This window comes from Arthrobacter sp. R4, from assembly GCF_051365025.1.
Classification (GTDB): Bacteria; Actinomycetota; Actinomycetes; order Actinomycetales; family Micrococcaceae; genus Arthrobacter.
In genome coordinates this window covers 98764-115191 of the sequence record NZ_JBLWIJ010000017.1, presented here as the reverse complement: position 1 = coordinate 115191, position 16428 = coordinate 98764, and the positions used below count along the sequence as shown (strand labels likewise).

Sequence of the window (16428 nt, the reverse complement as noted above, 5' to 3'; positions counted from 1 at the left end):
GGGATCAGTCTGTGACGAGTTCCAGTGCGAGCTCCGTGCGGACCACCTGGGCTAGGCGCTCGGCGATGGACTGTGCCGTCGCCTCGTCACCTGCCTCCACCATGACCCGGACCACGGGCTCAGTGCCTGAGGGGCGCAGCAGGACGCGTCCGGTATCGCCGAGTTCAGCCTCTGCGACGGCCACTGACGCCGCAAGGGTTTCAGAGCTGTGGACACGGGTCCGGTCCACGCCGCGGACGTTGATAAGGACCTGCGGGAGTTTGGTCATGACCGTGGCAAGCTGCTTGAGTGGACGGCCGGTCATGGCGATCTGGGCGGCTAGCTGCAAACCGGTAAGCACGCCGTCACCGGTGGTGGCGTGGTCGGCGAAGATCACGTGCCCGGACTGTTCGCCACCGAGGTTGTAACCGCCTTCGCGCATGCTTTCGAGGACGTACCGGTCCCCCACTGCTGTCTCGCGGATACTGATGCCTGCTTCGCGGAGGGCAATCTTCAGGCCGAGGTTGCTCATGACCGTGGCCACCAAGACATCGTCCTTGAGCTTCCCAGCCGCCTTCAGTGCCACGGCGAGGATGGCCATGATCTGGTCGCCGTCTACTTCGTTGCCTTCATGGTCCACGGCAAGGCAGCGGTCGGCGTCGCCGTCGTGCGCGATACCCAGGTGCGCACCATGCTTCACCACGGCTTCCTTGAGCGGGCCCAGGTGCGTGGAGCCGACGCCGTCGTTGATGTTGTGGCCGTCGGGATCCGCGCCGATGACCACAACGTCCGCGCCGGCGTCCTTAAAAACCTGGGGCGAGCAGCCGCTGGCGGCGCCGTGCGCGCAGTCCAAGACCACCTTGATACCGTCCAAGCGGTGCGGCAGCGTGCGCAGCAGGTGCACGATGTAACGGTCCTCCGCATCGGAGAACCGCTGAATCCGGCCCACCTCGGCGCCTACGGGGCGAACCGGCTCGCTGTTCATCTGCGCCTCGATGGCATCCTCGACGTCGTCCGGGAGCTTCTGGCCGCCTCGGGCAAAGAACTTGATGCCATTGTCGGGCGCCGGGTTATGGGACGCGGAAATCATCACGCCGAAGTCGGCGTCCAGGTCAGCCACAAGGTAGGCCGCAGCAGGCGTCGGGAGCACGCCGGCATCGTAGACATCGATGCCGGAGCTGGAGAGCCCTGCCTCGACGGCTGCGGCGATGAACTCGCCGCTCGCACGCGGGTCCCTGGCTACGACGGCACGGGGCCGGCTGCCGTTTGTATTGCGGTCATGGCCCAGTACGACGGCGGCCGCCTGGGCCAGCTGCATCGCCAGCTCCGCAGTGAGCAGACCGTTAGCCAGGCCCCGGACACCATCTGTTCCAAATAATCTAGACACCGGTCAAGTCTAGAGGATGGGGGCTCCGGGCCTGCCTACCTGCTGTCCAGCCCCCACTACCTGTCCGCCGGCCGGGCACGCCACGAGGACTACTTGGTTCTTCTGGGCTGTACCTGTCTTTGCCAAAAAGCCTCGCCCAGGGCCTTTCCGGCACCCTACGATTCCTTGCATGACACCTAGCTATGGGGGCTTGGCGCTCGAAATTGTAGTACCGGTTTTCAACGAAGAAGCCGTACTCGAAAACAGCATCTCAAGGCTCGCCGAATATCTGACGCTTGAAATGCCTTCGACATGGAAAATTACCATTGCCGACAATGCCAGCACGGATCGGACTCCGGCGGTTGCAGCCCGACTCAGCGACAAATTCCCGAATGTGGGATACCGACGTCTTGAGGCTAAGGGGCGGGGGTTCGCCTTACGGGATGCTTGGAGCGCCTCGGAAGCGAAAGTCCTCGCCTACATGGACGTGGACCTTTCGACAGACCTCGCAGCGCTGCCTCCTCTGGTGGCTCCCCTGCTGTCGGGGCATTCCGATATTTCAATCGGAACGCGTCTCGGCCAAAGCTCGCGGGTAAGCCGCGGGCCGAAACGGGAATTCATTTCGCGGTCTTACAATCTTCTGCTTAGGCGCACAATGCAGGTACGGTTTTCCGATGCCCAGTGCGGATTCAAGGCGATTCGCGCCGATGTCGCCCATCGCTTGCTCCCGCACGTGGAAGACAACGGCTGGTTCTTTGACACGGAATTGTTGATCATCGCCGAACGCTCAGGACTTCGCATTCACGAAATCCCCGTGGACTGGGTTGATGACCCGGACAGCCGCGTGGATGTTAAACAGACAGCCATGGACGACATCCGCGGGCTGGTCCGTGTCGCAGGGTCATTGGTGAAAGGATCTATACCTGTTCAAGCAATCTACGCGGAACTTGGGCGGCGACCGCTCGTGCCTCCTGTCAGGCCAAGCTATTTCGGCCAAGTGATCCGATTTGGCCTTGTTGGAGTGGTTTCGACTCTGGCCTTCGCGTTCCTCTTTTTGATTCTTCAGGGCCCTTTCGGTGCCCAAGAGGCCAACTTCCTGGCCCTGCTCCTGACAGCGGTGGGAAACACTTCGGCCAACCGGAAATTTACTTTCGGAATCAGCGGACCGGTGAAACTGTTTACCCAGCAATTCCAAGGGCTCGTTGTGTTCCTTCTGGCGTGGAGCATTACATCTTCGTCGCTACTCCTGCTTCATTCGGTAAGCGCCCACACCGACGCGAGCACTGAACTCCTGACGCTTACGGCGGCCAATGTCTTCGCAACTCTGATTCGATTTGCACTTCTCCGAGTCTGGGTGTTCCGCGTTCGCCGCCAGCACGGGCATGGCACCATTTTGTCGGCACAGGTATCCATTTGAGTGCCGAATCCATAGTGGTCGGCTCAATCCAAAGGAACATTGCGGCCAGACTGAAGCAGCAACGCCTTGGCTCATTCGCTGCGGTCCTGAGGGATCCCCGGAATGCCCCAAGGATCGAACGAACTTTCCTGTTTGCCATCCTGGGGATCACGGCCATTCTCTATGCCTGGAATTTGGATAAGAATGGCTGGGCTAATCCTTACTATTCTGCTGCGGCGCAGGCCGGAGCCGCCGACTGGAAGGCTTGGTTCTTCGGTTCAGCAGATGCCGGAAACCTCGTCACTATCGACAAAACGCCCCTGAGCGTTTGGGTGATGGGTCTGTCTGTCAGAATCTTCGGACTTAGTTCATGGAGTATCCTGCTGCCGCAGGTGTGTATGGGCATCGCTACTACGTGGCTCATCTACAAGATCATCCGCACGAATCATAGCGCTGCTCCAGCGCTCTTCGGGGCAGCTGTTTATGCGTCTACTCCCGTAGTTGTGCTTATGTCCCGGTTCAACAACCCAGAGCCGCTCATGGGGCTGCTGGTGGTTGCCAGCGTCTATTGCACGGTCAAGGCCATAGGAAATGGCCGTTGGCGATGGTTCTTATTTGCCGGAGCGCTGTTGGGGTTCGCCGTTATGGCCAAGCAGGTTCAAGCCCTATTTGTCGTTCCGAGCTTGATCATAGGTGTTGTTGCCGTCACAGGTTCAGGCTCGCTGAAGCGACGGGCGGCCCGCCTCGCCGGAGCGCTGGGGATGCTCCTGGTCACCGGCGGCTGGTGGATGGTTGCGGTCGAACTGACGCCCGCATCGCAACGTCCGTACGTTGGCGGATCAGCAGGGAACAGCGCCCTGCAACTTACTACGGGCTATAACGGACTCGCGCGGTTCGCGCAGTTTACGAACCAGGACGGAGTGGCCGTGCCCTCCGAATCCGCGTCTCTTTTCGGCACCTTCAAGGCCGGTCTCGCACGACTATTCAGTGCGGATTTCGCGCCAGAGGCCGCGTGGCTGCTATTTCCTTCTCTCGCGTGTGCCGTGGTCATACTGGTTCTGAAAGGCGCATCTGGGCCGCAGAGATACTCACCAACAGCCCTCATTGCTTCGACCTGGCTCCTGACAGTAGTCGCAGTCTTGACTATGGCCGGAACGATGGTTCATTCCTACTACACGTTCTCATTTGCAGCCCCAATGGCGGTGGTGCTTCCGCTCGGGCTTCTGCAGCTGTGGAACGCACGCGGCCGACCCGTTTCCCGGCTCTTGGGATCAGTTGTCATAGGGGCAACCGGCTATCTGGCAAGTCGGATCCTGGAGTACAGTCACAGCTGGCCCCCTGGATGGCAGCTGGCGGTACCCGCTACTGCTGTAGTCGCCGGCGTGCTGTGGTGGCTGCCAATAAACCGCAAGATCGCAATTCTTCTGCCCGTTGCAGCCTCGCTGCTCATTGGCCCAGCCATGACCAACCTGTACACGATCAACACACCGCAGGGCGGGACCAACCCGCTATCAGGGCCGTCCTCGGCGGTTGAGGGATCCTTGTCAAAACGCTTCGAAGCTGCACTGCGCGGCGAGGACCTTCGGAGTCTGCACTTGGCCTTCGGTGCCCCACCAAGTCCCGAGCTCGTACAACGACTGGGCGGCATCGACGGCCCTACAGTGACCTGGGCCGCTATGACCGTGACCGCGCAAAACGCGGCGCTATACCAGCTTGAATCCCGAAGACCGGTCGCGGCCCTGGGAGGATGGCTTGGGCTCGACCCCGCACCGACCTTGGACCAGTTCAAGAAACTTGCCGCCGAAGGCCGCATTGGGCTCTTCATCGACCAACCTGAGCTTCTACGAGAGCAGGCTATGGGAAGCGAGACCGAAAAGATCGTGGAGTGGATTCGCGCCCACTTCGTTGCCGTCGAAGTCGGAGAGCAAGTCGTTTATGACATGCGGTCCATCCCTTTGCCTTGACGATCCACTCGCTTTAAAAAGAGGAAGCCCGCCCCGCCGATGGCGGGACGGGCTTCCAAAAGCGGATTTAGCGCTTGGAGTACTGCTGAGCCTTACGGGCCTTCTTGAGACCGGCCTTCTTACGCTCGATGACGCGGGCGTCACGTGAGAGGTAACCGGCCTTCTTCAGCGTGGCGCGGTTGTTCTCGACGTCGATCTCGTTCAGTGAACGGGCGATGCCGAGACGCAGTGCGCCGGCCTGGCCGGAAATGCCACCGCCGTGGATGCGTGCAATGACGTCGTAGGCGCCTTCGAGATCCAGGATCTTGAAGGGCTCGTTGACGTCCTGCTGGTGCAGCTTGTTCGGGAAGTAGTTGTCCAGCGCGCGGCCATTGATGGTCCACTTGCCGGAACCCGGTACAACGCGGACACGGGCAACGGCTTCCTTGCGGCGGCCAACAGCTGCGCCGGCGACGGTCAGGGCCGGACGTTCCTTCTTCGGCGCAGCGGCGTCTGCAGCTGAGCTTTCAGAGGTGTAGCTGGTCAGGGTTTCCTCAGCCTCAACGGCTTCGGTGGTCTCTTCGTTCTGAGCCACGGTTCTCCTTGTATAGATAAGTTGTTTGGTGGCCAGGACTACTGGGCGACCTGGGTGATTTCGAAAGTCTTGGGCTGCTGGGCGGCGTGCGGGTGCTCTGCACCGCGGTAAACCTTCAGCTTGCCCAGCTGCTGGGCAGCGAGGGAGTTCTTGGGGAGCATGCCCTTGATGGCCTTCTCAACGGCGCGGACCGGGTTTGATTCCAGGAGTTCCGCGTAGTTGACGGAGGTCAGGCCGCCCGGGTAGCCGGAGTGGCGGTATGCGCGCTTCTGCTCCAGCTTGGCGCCGGTCAGGGCTACCTTCTCAGCGTTGATGATGATGACGAAGTCGCCCATGTCCATGTGGGATGCAAAGGTGGCCTTGTGCTTGCCGCGCAGCAGGATTGCGGTCTGGCTGGCAAGACGACCAAGGACAACGTCTGTGGCGTCAATGACGTGCCACTGGCGGTTGATATCGCCGGGCTTCGGGGTGTACGTACGCACGGTTTTTGCCTCGTTCTTGTTCTGGCGTTCTTGTTTAGGTGTCACTCAAGCGTGTGCACCTACTATCTATGCGCTACCGGAACAGAGGTGAGGGCTCCATGTAACCAGTCATCCTGAAGTCCCGAATGTGCTCGTTGAGTAGTTATCCTGCAACCGGATTCTCAAGCGGGCACGCATCATCGAGATAGGACACGCACAACGACTACCAATATTAGCTTGAAGCATGCTCCAGGGTCAAAATGGGATAGCCGGACGCTCATTCGCAGCCAGCCGGCCTGACACATGCAGGGGGACACTGTGATTTCTTTGGGCGAAACCGGTTCGACAGGTCCGCTGTTGGTGGCCGGCGCTGGGCTCCTGGGACTCATTCTCTCCCCCGTGGCGGACCGGCTCATTTTCCAGCTTCTTCCCCGACTCGGATCTCTTCCAGCCATCCGCACCAGGATCACAACGGCGATTGTCACGGGCCTCCTCTGCGCGGCCTTCGCTTTCCGGTTCGGGCTCGAACCCGGACTACCGGCTTTCATATTGCTAGCGGTTCTGGGTGCGCAGCTGGCCAGAATTGATATTTCGCTGCATTTGCTTCCGAACCCCTTGGTTTTAGCACTCTTATTAGGCGGGTTCCTTGGCCTTATTGCGGCCGCAGTGGGCAGAGAAGAGTGGAGTGACTTGGTTCGCGCTGCGGCCGGCGCGGCAGTCCTGTTCGTCACCTACATGTTTTTGGCCCTAATTTCGCCAAACGGCATGGGAATGGGCGACGTCAAGTTCGCAGCGCCGGTGGGCCTCTACTTGGGATACCTAGGCTGGGGTCAACTGCTGTACGGCGGCCTAGCCGGCTTCATCCTGAACGGGATGGTCACATTTCTGCTGGTACACAGGAACCGCTCGAAACGTCCGTCTGAAGTGCCACACGGCCCTTCGATGCTTGCCGCCACGGCAGGCGTAGCGCTGTTCATGTTCTAGTTGCGAATCCTGGACACCCTACGCCGTAGTGGCAGCTGCGCCGGCGCATCTAAGTAGTCAGCCGGCACGGGCCTCTTTCTGTGCGAGTACTCGCGGTCACTTTCCGAGTACGCAATGAAAACGCCTCCAATAAAGTCGAGTACCGCTACGCATTGTTGCGGTAAAACGTCAGTGCCAATCTTTTCTTAGCGAAGTCCAGCCGCTAAGGAATTATGGGGGCAGCTGGAAATTCGTTGAAAGTATCCAAATCCATTTCATCGAATTAAGGAAATTAAAATGACTTCTCTCATGGTCTCTATGACTGCTTTCATCGCCGGCATCAAGGATCGTCTCTCCTCCGAAAAGGGTGCGACAGCCACAGAATACTCGCTGCTTATCGCGTTTGTGGCCTTTGCCATCATCGTCGGTGCAGCCCTGTTCGGCACTGCCCTGAGCAACTGGTTCTCCGACCTGGGCCTCGTTGTCGACGGCTGGACCACCGGCCCCGCCAGCCCGGTCGTACCGTAGCAGCCTGATCCATCCAGAGACAGTGCCGCGTCCGCGCAACGCGGGCGCGGCACTGCTTTCTCACCTGTAGCCCAAGAACTCTCACCACTTGCTGCAACAACTCAGGGGGACCCATTGAAACGCAGCGCATCCCGCTCCGAAGAACGCAGCCGAGGCGCCGTTGCCGTCGAGTTCGCACTCGTTGCACCAATTCTCCTGGCTCTCATTGCCGGCATCGTCGAATTCTCGCATGCCTTCAATCTTCAGATTTCCGTTACCCAGGCGGCCAGGGAAGCGGCTCGGACAATGGCCATCACCAACGATCAGGATGAAGCCGAGCTGGCAGCGGCAAATGGGGCTCCAGGTCTTGAGACCGACACATTTGCCTACACGTTCACCCCTACGGCCTGTGTAGCCGATGGGACAGTCAACGTAGAAATTTCATATACCGCGGACACCCTGACCGGACTATTTGGCAGCGGCGTCACCCTAGTTGGAGTAGGAGCAATGCGATGCGGCGGCTAGAGAAGCGCAAAGCAGATCGCGAGCGAGGCGCCGCCGGCGTCATGGTGGCAGTTCTCATGCTGGTTCTTATAGGCGCGGGTGCTATAGCAGTAGACGTCGGCCAGATATACGCAGAGCGAGCACAGCTCCAAAACGGTGCCGACGCTGGCGCCATAGCCATCGTTCAGGCATGCCACGAGACAGGATGCACGCAAGATGAGGCAGAAGGCATTGCTGCAGCACTTGCCGACAGCAATTCCAACGATGGATCATCGACGGTCTTCGAGGTTGACATGTCCGTTGCCAATCAGGTGACGGTCAGGACAACGACTCGCGACGGAACGAGCGGCGCGGGATTCCTGCGGCAAATGTTCTCCTCGGCACTTGATGCCCCGCCTGCAACCGTGGGCGCCCACGCTACCGCGGGTCTTGAGTTCCCTTCCGGAGGATCAGCATTTCCATTGGCGATTTCTGATTGTCAGTACGACTTGTCTGGTGCCGAGGCCAGCGGCGAAGTCCAGCTGATCAAGTACAAGCCGGGAATGAGTTCCTGCACGTCCACTTCGGGCCACACCATACCCGGTGGGTTCGGCTGGCTCGAGCAGACCGACACAGCCTGCCACGCCGCCACGGACATCGACGACAACGCAGACTCTGACACTGGCGCAGACTACCCGAGTACGGCCGCCTGCGACGCCATCATTCAATCCTGGAAAGACACGATCAACGGCGGGGGAACGGTCATGGGAACTTTCCCGGTCTACGACAACGCGGGGGGCACCGGGGCTGGCGGCTGGTTCCACATCCGCGGTTACGCGACCTTCAACATTCAAGGGTGGAAGTTCGGTGGCGGTAACACTGAGCCGAGGACCTTCCACAACAAAGCACCGCATGTGACAGACCCCGCGGACTCCTGCACGGATCCGTGCCGCGGCATCATCGGACAGTTCGTCAAATTTGTATCCATCGATTCCGGCGGTGGCCTTCCCGGAGTCGGGGTCGACTTGGGAACCTCCAAAATCCGGCTCATCAACTAGTAAAGGCAATATCCATTTTCTAAGGGGAATAAATTGAAAACACGCCTACTGGGAGGCATTGCCGCGCTGCTTGTGGCAATCATAGGAACGGTCATGCTGGTTATGTACGTCCAAAACGCGGACAAACGGGCCCTGGCAGACACCGAAACGGAAGCAGTCTACATCGTTGAGAAGCCCGTAGCGGCGGGCACCTCCACGGACAAGCTGGCTGCCTCCGTAGTACAAAAGGAAGTTCCGAAATTGGCATTGGCTTCGGACACCGTAACCAACTTGGACGATCTCGGCGACAAAGTCACGGCTGTCCCCCTGGTGCCGGGGGAACAGTTACTCTCATCACGCATGGTCGACGCCAACTCTCTGCTGGGCCCCTCCAGGGTTCAGGTTCCCGCTGGCATGCAGGAAATCACCCTCAAACTCCCTATCGAACGGGTAGTGGGCGGCATCCTCAAGGCTGGCGACACAGTTGGTGTATTCATTTCCTTGGATGACGCAACGACGAACGTTGCCACTGGAGATGTCGTCAGCAAGTCCAGCGGCACACAGCTCACATTCCACAAGGTCTTGGTCACGGCGGCACAGTTCAGCAACGGCGCTGCCGCGAAGTCGGAATCGACTACGGCCACGACATCAGACGGCGCAACGCCGGCCAAGAAGGAAGCTACCGGCGACGGCACCTATCTGATAACCATCGCCCGCAACTCTGCTGACGCCGAACGGGTAATTTTTGCCACAGAGTTCGGCAGCATCTACCTCTCCAAAGAGCCTGGCAACGCCGACGAAGGCACCGTTGGTGTCGTAGACAAGACAAGGCTGTTCCGATGAGCCGCTTCGTACTCATTACACCAAATGGTGACTTCGACCAAAGAGTCCGCCTCGCCACGTCGGGCATGCACGGCTCACTTCAAACCTTCCAGGCAGACTATCTTCCGGAAGGTCCGCAGGACTTCTTGCGTCAGCTTGTCGGGGAGCCACCCGAGGTACTAATACTCGGACCCGGGCTGCCCGTAGACGACTCCCTGAAGCTTGCTTCGGTCATGGACCTGCAGTTCCCTGAAATCAGCGTGGTATTGGTTGTACCCGAAACGTCCGAAGTGGTCATTAAAGCCATGCGGTCCGGGGTCCGCGACCTACTCGATCCCGCTGCCGATCCGGATGCCATCCGCGTCATGCTGGAACGCGCAAGCCTTGCTGCGGCAGGCCGCCGTCGTGGCCTCGCACCTGGCACCTCTGAACACGCAGACCACGGAGAGGGTGGCCGCATTATCGCCGTGATGTCCCCAAAGGGCGGCGTTGGCAAGACTACGGTAGCCACTAATCTTGCGGTCGGCCTAGCTAAGGCAGCACCGATGAGTGTTGTCATCGTCGACCTCGATCTCCAATTTGGCGATGTTGCCAGCGGGCTGATGCTTGAGCCCGAACACACCATTACGGATGCGGTTGTCGGAGCGGCCAGCCAGGACTCCATGGTCCTGAAGACCTATCTCACGGTTCATCCGGCTGGCGTCTACGCGTTGTGTGCCCCGCGCAATCCAGTGGAGATGGACAAGATCACCGCGGAACACGTCTCGCGCCTGCTCACTCAACTCCGGGAGGAGTTCCACTACATCATCGTGGACACGGCACCGGGCCTGGGCGAACACGTACTGGCAACGCTTGAGCACGCCACCGACGCGGTGTGGATATGCGGAATGGACATTCCCAGCATCCGGGGACTCCGCACGGGGTTTCAGATCCTCAACGAACTGAACCTGATGCCGGCGCAGCGCCACGTTGTACTGAACATGGCTGATCGTCGCGGCGGACTTACCCTCCAAGATGTAGAGGCGACTATTGGAGCCCCCGTGGATGTGGTCCTGCCCCGATCCAAGTCGCTGCCTTACTCCACGAACAAGGGAATTCCGGTTCTTCAGGACGGAAGCCGTGATCCGGCAGCAAAGGGACTCCGCAAGCTGGTGGACCGGTTCAAACCCGATTGGGAAGCTCGAACGCACAAGCAACTGCACAGAAGGGCGGTAGTACAGTGAGCCTCACTGACCGGTTCCAGCAGCTCCGCGGCGAGGCCAAGCCCCTCGCCAAGGAGTCCGCGCAGTCGAACCCCTATGCAGACGCCTTTCAGGCAGCATCAGTGCCGACCACCCTGGGCAAGATCCAGGAGGCCAAGACAGCCGAAGCTGCCGCGAGTGCGGTTGTCGCCCTGGATATGCCTCAAACTGCAGCGGTGGCCAGCGAAGCCCTCAGCGCCCTCAAGGAACGAGCCAGCCAAGCACTCTATGAGCGGCTTGGTTCTCGGATTACTGACTCCTCCTTGGAAGAGGCCGAGCTTCACCAGTTTGTGCGCGATGAATTGAAAATTGTCGTGGACGAGGAACAGGTACCGCTCTCAGGTGCGGAACGGCAGAGGCTGATCCGGGAGATCATCGACGATGTTCTCGGTCATGGACCTATCCAGCGGTTCCTTGATGATCCGTCCATCACGGAAGTAATGGTCAACCGGTTCGACCAGGTGTACGTGGAGCGCCAAGGCCGCCTTTTTATGACTGACACGAAGTTCAGTTCGGACGATGCCCTGCGCAGGGTCATCGAGCGGATCGTCTCCAAGGTCGGCCGACGGATCGACGAATCGTCCCCCCTTGTCGATGCCCGCCTTGCTGACGGGTCGCGCGTCAACGCCATCATCCCCCCGCTTGCCGTCAATGGGCCCGCACTCACCATCAGGAAGTTCGGCAGGGACCCCCTGACTGTGAATAATCTGATCGCGCTGGGCAGCCTGTCCCCCGAGATGGCTGAGCTTCTCAAGGCTTGCGTCCTTGCGAGGATGAATATCATCGTTTCCGGCGGAACTGGCACCGGTAAAACGACGCTGCTCAATGTGCTGTCCTCATTCATTCCGGCAGACGACCGAATCGTCACCATCGAGGACGCAGTTGAACTCCAGCTCCAGCAGGACCACGTGGTTCGTCTGGAGAGCCGGCCTCAAAACATTGAAGGAAAGGGCGCCGTATCCATCCGGGACCTCGTGCGGAACTCGCTCCGTATGCGGCCCGATCGGATCGTGGTAGGTGAAGTCCGCGGTGGCGAATGTCTGGACATGCTTCAGGCCATGAACACCGGTCACGACGGGTCCATCTCGACAGTGCACGCCAACACCCCCCGCGACGCCATCGCAAGGCTGGAAACGTTGGTACTCATGGCGGGCATGGACATTCCGCTCCGTGCCGTTCGTGAGCAGGTTGCATCCGCCATCAACCTCATAGTCCACATCTCGCGGCTCCGTGATGGCACCCGTAGGGTCACACACATCACCGAGGTTCAGGGAATGGAAGGAGACGTGGTCACCCTCCAGGATGCCTTCGTTTTCGACTATTCCGCCGGGGTGGACGCCAACGGCCGGTTCTTGGGCAAACCGGTGCCAACAGGAGTGCGACCGCGTTTCACAGATCGATTTGTCGAACTGGGCATACCAATTTCTCCATCAGTGTTCGGCGCCCCGATAACTGGCGGCTCTCAGATGAGGGGGCGGTAGCTATGCCGCAGGAGTTCTCCCCAGCAATATTCGTGGCAGGGCTGTTCCTCGTCTATGTGGCCGTCCTGCTGTTGGGGTGGGTTACTTTCAAGACCAGCGCCGGCATACCCATTTCCCGCCGCCGGCCGGATGTGGTCGCCCATTCCTCCGGGCTGTCCCGCCTGACGGAGCACGCAGTCGGTGCCCTTAATAAGAGCGTTAAGGATAGGGGAAACCGGTTCCTTAGCCGCGACCGTCTAGACGAGTGTGGCCTCAAGAAAGCCCCGGGCGATTACCTGCTCATGGCAGGTGTGGCTACGCTCCTAGCAGGGGTCATTGGATTCGTCCTTGGTGGGCTAGCGCCGGCTTTTCTGTTCACGCTAGTAACACCTGTGGCACTCCATCTCACTTTGAACGTGCTGGCTGCTCGACGGCGGCACCAATTCGATGATCAGGTTCCCGATACGCTCCAGATGCTGGCTGGCGGCCTCCGAGCTGGCCACAGCCTGCTCCGAGCAGTGGACGCCGCGGCGCAGGAAAGCCAGCCACCCATGTCCGAAGAGCTCAGCCGGATTTTGAACGAAACGCGGATCGGGCGTGATCTTGGAGAGTCGCTTGCTGAAGTGGCTCAACGTACCCAGAGCGAAGACTTTGCGGCCATCGCCCAGGCTATAGAAATCCACCGGGAAGTTGGCGGCGACTTGGCCGAAGTGCTTGACCATCTGGGTGACACAGTCAGGGACCGGAATCAGGTCCGCGGCCAGATTCGGGCCCTGAGCGCGGAAGGCCGAATGTCCGCCCTCGTCCTGATGTCGCTTCCGGTGCTGATGTTTTTTGGACTGACTATGTTCAACGACCTGTACTCCAGAACCTTTTACACCACGTTTCCGGGCTACGCAATGATCGCTGCCGGCCTTGTCCTCCTGACCGTCGGGGGCCTCTGGCTCAAGAGCCTTGTCAAGCCCAAGTTCTAGAAAGCAGGTGATTCTCAATGCAAGTGATCGCATTTGCCGGAATTCTGGCCATTGTGGCACCTATTACACTCATGACCTTCCTCGTATTCACCGGCGACCGGGCTGGACTTCGCAATATCCAAGCCAATCTTGGCAGGCAGACAAAGGCAAAGCGCCAGGGAATCAACGTTAATGAAGCACTGACCGATCTGGGTCAGCGCCTGACGCCGAAGGGTTACGCCGGATGGCTGGACAAGCAGCTCGCTGGGGCGGGTCGTCCCAAGGCTTGGCCCCTAGCGAGAATCATTATGATCAAGCCGATGCTTGCTCTGGGTGGCGCTGTTCTCGGCTACATGTTCTTCCTGACATCCCCTACGGCTCCCAATTTCCTGATTATGCTCGGCGTTACGACGTTGTCGTACTTCGTGCCGGACATCCTCATCAAAAACAGGGCGCAGAAGCGACGGGAAGCGATCCGCGTTGAACTGCCCAACGCGTTGGACCAGATGCTGATCGCTGTCCAAGCTGGACTGGGTTTCGAAATGTCGATGGGACGCGCCGGAAATAACGGCAGCGGCCCCTTGGCTGAAGAGCTGATCCGGACACTTCAGGATATTCAGGTGGGGCGATCCCGGAAGGACGCCTACTTGGCGATGGCCGAAAGGGTCGACGTGCCGGACGTCCGGAGTTTTATCCGTGCAGTGGTGCAGGCCGACGCGTACGGTGTGGCGATAGCGGGCGTGCTCAAGGCGCAAGCGTCCGACATGCGTATCAAACGGAAGCAGCGGGCGGAGGAGCATGCAATGAAAATGCCCGTCAAGATGCTCTTTCCCCTGATCTTCTTCATCCTGCCGACGCTGTTCATTGTGGTCCTTGGGCCCTCAGTAATAAGCATTATGGAACTGTTTGCAGGGGGCACGCTGTGACTCGAAGCTCAGCCAACCGCGGAAAAACTGCACGCGCATGGATGCGGCGGCTCGCCGAGGAAAGAGGAGCCACCGCGACCGAGTACGGCATTCTGTTGTCGTTTATCGTGCTGCTAACGATGGGGGCAATCACGCTCCTGGGCCTTGAGTTAATGGGCTGGTTCGACGAATTGACAACCCACCTCAAACTCTTGCTGGGCATTCCTTGATACGCAACGCGCAGGCCGCGTCATCACGAATTACGTAGCTCAAGGCCCAACCCGCGCCCTCACCCGGCGCCCCAAGAACCGGACCCCCTCGGCACCCAGAACCGAGGGGGTCCGCTTGTGTGCCTGGAGGGCCCCAATTCCAAGCTTCAACGCAGTGCCAGCGAAGGAAACGCGCAGGAAGAGAGCATGTTGGGAAGGCTTAGCACAGGATGCTGCAAATTCCCGTCAACGGGCCATCAAGCGTTGCTATGTTCTTGTCAGAGCTGGTGCTGGACCAGCTTTCCCCCACTCGCTCAGGAGTCTCAAATGCTTTCTCTTTACACCAACCTCGCCGTCCGTCTTCACCGCGACGAAAAGGGCGCCACGGCCGTCGAATACGGCATTATGGTTGGCCTCATCGCGGTCGTCATCATTGTTGCCGTCACCCTCCTTGGTGGCTCGTTGAACGCTATGTTCGAACAAGTGCAGTGCCAAGTCGGCGGCGGCACATGGACGGCGACTGCGGCAACTGCCACCACGTCCGCTGGCGGATCCTGCGCCTACCCGACTCCCTAGTCCGGGACGCCCCACCAGCAGCACGAGGCACAAGAGTGGCGGCGGCAATCAGGCCCCCGCCACTCGGCTTTGCAGAGCACAAACTGACGTATCGAAAGGCTTCTCCATGTCCAGGGCATCCGAGCGCGGCGCCGTTGCGGTAGAGTTCGCGATCGTCGCACCCCTCCTGGTCATGCTGCTCTTAGGGATCATGGAATTCAGCCGTGTGTACAACGCGCAGGCGTCGCTCTCGGCTGCCGCCCGTGAAGGAGTCCGGGTCATGGCAATCTCCAATAACGCGCCAGCAGCCCGCAATGCAGCGAAGGGCACAGCACCTTCCCTACGGCCCGGCTTGGCGGACGCAAACATCACATTCAAGAACCTCGATACGCCCACTTCGACAACATGTGCACCCGGTCACCGCATTTCCGTCACCATCACGTACAGCCTGTCCACCATGACAGGCATAGCCGGCCCGTTCGCCATGACAGGCAAAGGAGCAATGCTATGCGGTGGCTGAAAGGAACCAACGGTTATAACGACGGCGAACGCGGCGCCGTGAGCGTCATCGTCGCCATGATGCTGGTGGCACTTTTAGGCTTCGGCGCCATCGCCGTCGATGTGGGCATGCTCTACGCCGAACGGACCCAGCTCCGAAACGGAGCCGACGCCGCTGCCTTGGCGATCGCCCAAAAGTGCGCCAAGAGCGCCAGTGATCCGGGCTGCTCTGCAACTTCTTCCCTTGCCGCATCCCTTACCAGCGGCAACGCCAACGATGGCCTCAGCCACATCAAGTCCACCGTTCTGGACAAGACCGCCCGGACAGTGACAGTCACTGCGTCCGCGAAGGAGGCCGGCCACTCCCCCAATGAAGTTTCCCTCTTTTTCGCCCGGGCCTTTGGAATGAATACGGCCGAGGTCAACGCCCCGGCAACCGTCCGCTGGGGCAGCCCGGAAAAGGGGCCCGCACCATTTCCTATCACCGTCTCCATTTGCCAGGTTCGAAACAAAACTGACGTGATGCAGCTTCTCCAGCTGCATGGGAAGAACGCCAACCCCGACTGTGATTACGGGCCGTCCGGGGCCGCAGTCGAGGGCGGATTCGGTGAACTTACGCAGAACCCCGGCCAGTGCGGCGCGATCATCGACATCGCCGCCAGCACTGCCGGTGGAGACACCGGTAACAATGCGCCGCCGAACTGTGAGGCGACATTGAACGGCTGGGCGGCGGATATGAATGCGGGCAAGGACGTCATCCTCTTGCTGCCCATCTTCGATTCAGTGACCGGCACCGGCACAAATGCAGTCTTCCGGCTTACAACCTTCGCCGCATTCAAGGTTGCAGGGTGGAAGGTTGGCAACACAGGCCTTCCCAATACCTTCCGCAACAGGTCACCGGACGTCCCTTCAGCCCTGGAATGCAGAGAACCATGCCGGGGCATCATCGGAACTTTCGTCAAATACGTCTCCTTGGCCGACGGCTACACCTTGGGGCCTATAAACGCGGACGGCGCAACAGTCGTCGAACTCAGCTATTAGTTCAGAGAACACCA

18 protein-coding genes are annotated in these 16428 nt (G+C 59.8%); 15 read left to right on the top strand and 3 right to left on the bottom strand.

Annotated features, from left to right (window positions below; genetic code table 11):
• Positions 1-4: 4 nt before the first annotated feature.
• Positions 5-1366, bottom strand: coding sequence for a phosphoglucosamine mutase (glmM, locus tag ACLKOZ_RS12120; protein ID WP_376043112.1), 1362 nt, complete (start codon positions 1364-1366; stop codon positions 5-7).
• Positions 1367-1535: 169 nt separating this feature from the next.
• Here glmM and ACLKOZ_RS12115 point away from each other — a divergent pair, with 169 nt between their 5' ends.
• Both ACLKOZ_RS12115 and ACLKOZ_RS12110 read left to right on the top strand, forming a co-directional pair.
• Positions 1536-2762: a glycosyltransferase gene (locus ACLKOZ_RS12115; RefSeq protein ID WP_436475312.1), complete on the top strand. Its 1227-nt coding sequence runs from the start codon at positions 1536-1538 to the stop codon at positions 2760-2762.
• Positions 2759-4705: an ArnT family glycosyltransferase gene (locus ACLKOZ_RS12110; protein ID WP_436475310.1), complete on the top strand. Its 1947-nt coding sequence runs from the start codon at positions 2759-2761 to the stop codon at positions 4703-4705. Before ACLKOZ_RS12115 ends, ACLKOZ_RS12110 begins: the two co-directional genes overlap by 4 nt.
• Before the next feature lie 67 nt (positions 4706-4772).
• Here ACLKOZ_RS12110 and rpsI read toward each other — a convergent pair whose 3' ends face one another.
• Positions 4773-5279 (bottom strand): 30S ribosomal protein S9, encoded by a 507-nt coding sequence (gene rpsI, locus ACLKOZ_RS12105; RefSeq protein ID WP_050684362.1) that lies wholly within the window; start codon positions 5277-5279, stop codon positions 4773-4775.
• A 38-nt stretch (positions 5280-5317) separates the two neighbouring features.
• Entirely contained in the window at positions 5318-5761 is a 444-nt protein-coding gene (gene rplM / locus ACLKOZ_RS12100) for a 50S ribosomal protein L13 (RefSeq protein WP_015937805.1), read from the bottom strand.
• Between the two features lie 297 nt (positions 5762-6058).
• Between rplM and ACLKOZ_RS12095 the strand changes: the two genes are divergently transcribed.
• The 13 genes from ACLKOZ_RS12095 (at position 6059) to ACLKOZ_RS12035 (ending at position 16414) form a co-directional block, all read left to right on the top strand.
• Complete coding sequence (locus tag ACLKOZ_RS12095; protein ID WP_376043121.1) at positions 6059-6724, top strand: prepilin peptidase; 666 nt, start codon at positions 6059-6061, stop codon at positions 6722-6724.
• Positions 6725-7000: 276 nt separating this feature from the next.
• Positions 7001-7231: a Flp family type IVb pilin gene (locus ACLKOZ_RS12090; protein ID WP_436475307.1), complete on the top strand. Its 231-nt coding sequence runs from the start codon at positions 7001-7003 to the stop codon at positions 7229-7231.
• Positions 7232-7345: 114 nt separating this feature from the next.
• Positions 7346-7735, top strand: coding sequence for a TadE/TadG family type IV pilus assembly protein (locus ACLKOZ_RS12085; protein ID WP_436475306.1), 390 nt, complete (start codon positions 7346-7348; stop codon positions 7733-7735).
• A complete protein-coding gene (locus ACLKOZ_RS12080) occupies positions 7723-8751 on the top strand; it encodes a pilus assembly protein TadG-related protein (RefSeq protein ID WP_436475304.1) in 1029 nt (342 codons plus the stop codon). The genes ACLKOZ_RS12085 and ACLKOZ_RS12080 overlap by 13 nt, the downstream gene beginning before the upstream one ends.
• A 33-nt stretch (positions 8752-8784) precedes the next feature.
• Complete coding sequence (gene cpaB, locus ACLKOZ_RS12075) at positions 8785-9573, top strand: Flp pilus assembly protein CpaB (RefSeq protein ID WP_436475302.1); 789 nt, start codon at positions 8785-8787, stop codon at positions 9571-9573.
• On the top strand, positions 9570-10775 hold the full coding sequence (locus tag ACLKOZ_RS12070; RefSeq protein WP_376043133.1) for an AAA family ATPase: 1206 nt from the start codon (positions 9570-9572) through the stop codon (positions 10773-10775). Before cpaB ends, ACLKOZ_RS12070 begins: the two co-directional genes overlap by 4 nt.
• The gene (locus ACLKOZ_RS12065; protein ID WP_436475299.1) at positions 10772-12274 is read left to right on the top strand and encodes a CpaF family protein; all 1503 of its coding nucleotides are present in this window, start codon (positions 10772-10774) and stop codon (positions 12272-12274) included. Before ACLKOZ_RS12070 ends, ACLKOZ_RS12065 begins: the two co-directional genes overlap by 4 nt.
• Positions 12275-12276: 2 nt before the next feature.
• Complete coding sequence (locus ACLKOZ_RS12060; protein WP_436475298.1) at positions 12277-13227, top strand: type II secretion system F family protein; 951 nt, start codon at positions 12277-12279, stop codon at positions 13225-13227.
• Between the two features lie 17 nt (positions 13228-13244).
• Entirely contained in the window at positions 13245-14132 is an 888-nt protein-coding gene (locus tag ACLKOZ_RS12055; RefSeq protein ID WP_436475296.1) for a type II secretion system F family protein, read from the top strand.
• A complete protein-coding gene (locus tag ACLKOZ_RS12050) occupies positions 14129-14341 on the top strand; it encodes a Flp family type IVb pilin (RefSeq protein ID WP_436475294.1) in 213 nt (70 codons plus the stop codon). The genes ACLKOZ_RS12055 and ACLKOZ_RS12050 overlap by 4 nt, the downstream gene beginning before the upstream one ends.
• 306 nt (positions 14342-14647) lie before the next feature.
• Positions 14648-14896, top strand: coding sequence for a Flp family type IVb pilin (locus ACLKOZ_RS12045; RefSeq protein WP_337350864.1), 249 nt, complete (start codon positions 14648-14650; stop codon positions 14894-14896).
• A 106-nt stretch (positions 14897-15002) separates the two neighbouring features.
• Positions 15003-15395: a TadE family protein gene (locus ACLKOZ_RS12040; RefSeq protein ID WP_337350863.1), complete on the top strand. Its 393-nt coding sequence runs from the start codon at positions 15003-15005 to the stop codon at positions 15393-15395.
• Positions 15383-16414: a pilus assembly protein TadG-related protein gene (locus ACLKOZ_RS12035; protein ID WP_436475291.1), complete on the top strand. Its 1032-nt coding sequence runs from the start codon at positions 15383-15385 to the stop codon at positions 16412-16414. The genes ACLKOZ_RS12040 and ACLKOZ_RS12035 overlap by 13 nt, the downstream gene beginning before the upstream one ends.
• Positions 16415-16428 lie beyond the last annotated feature (14 nt).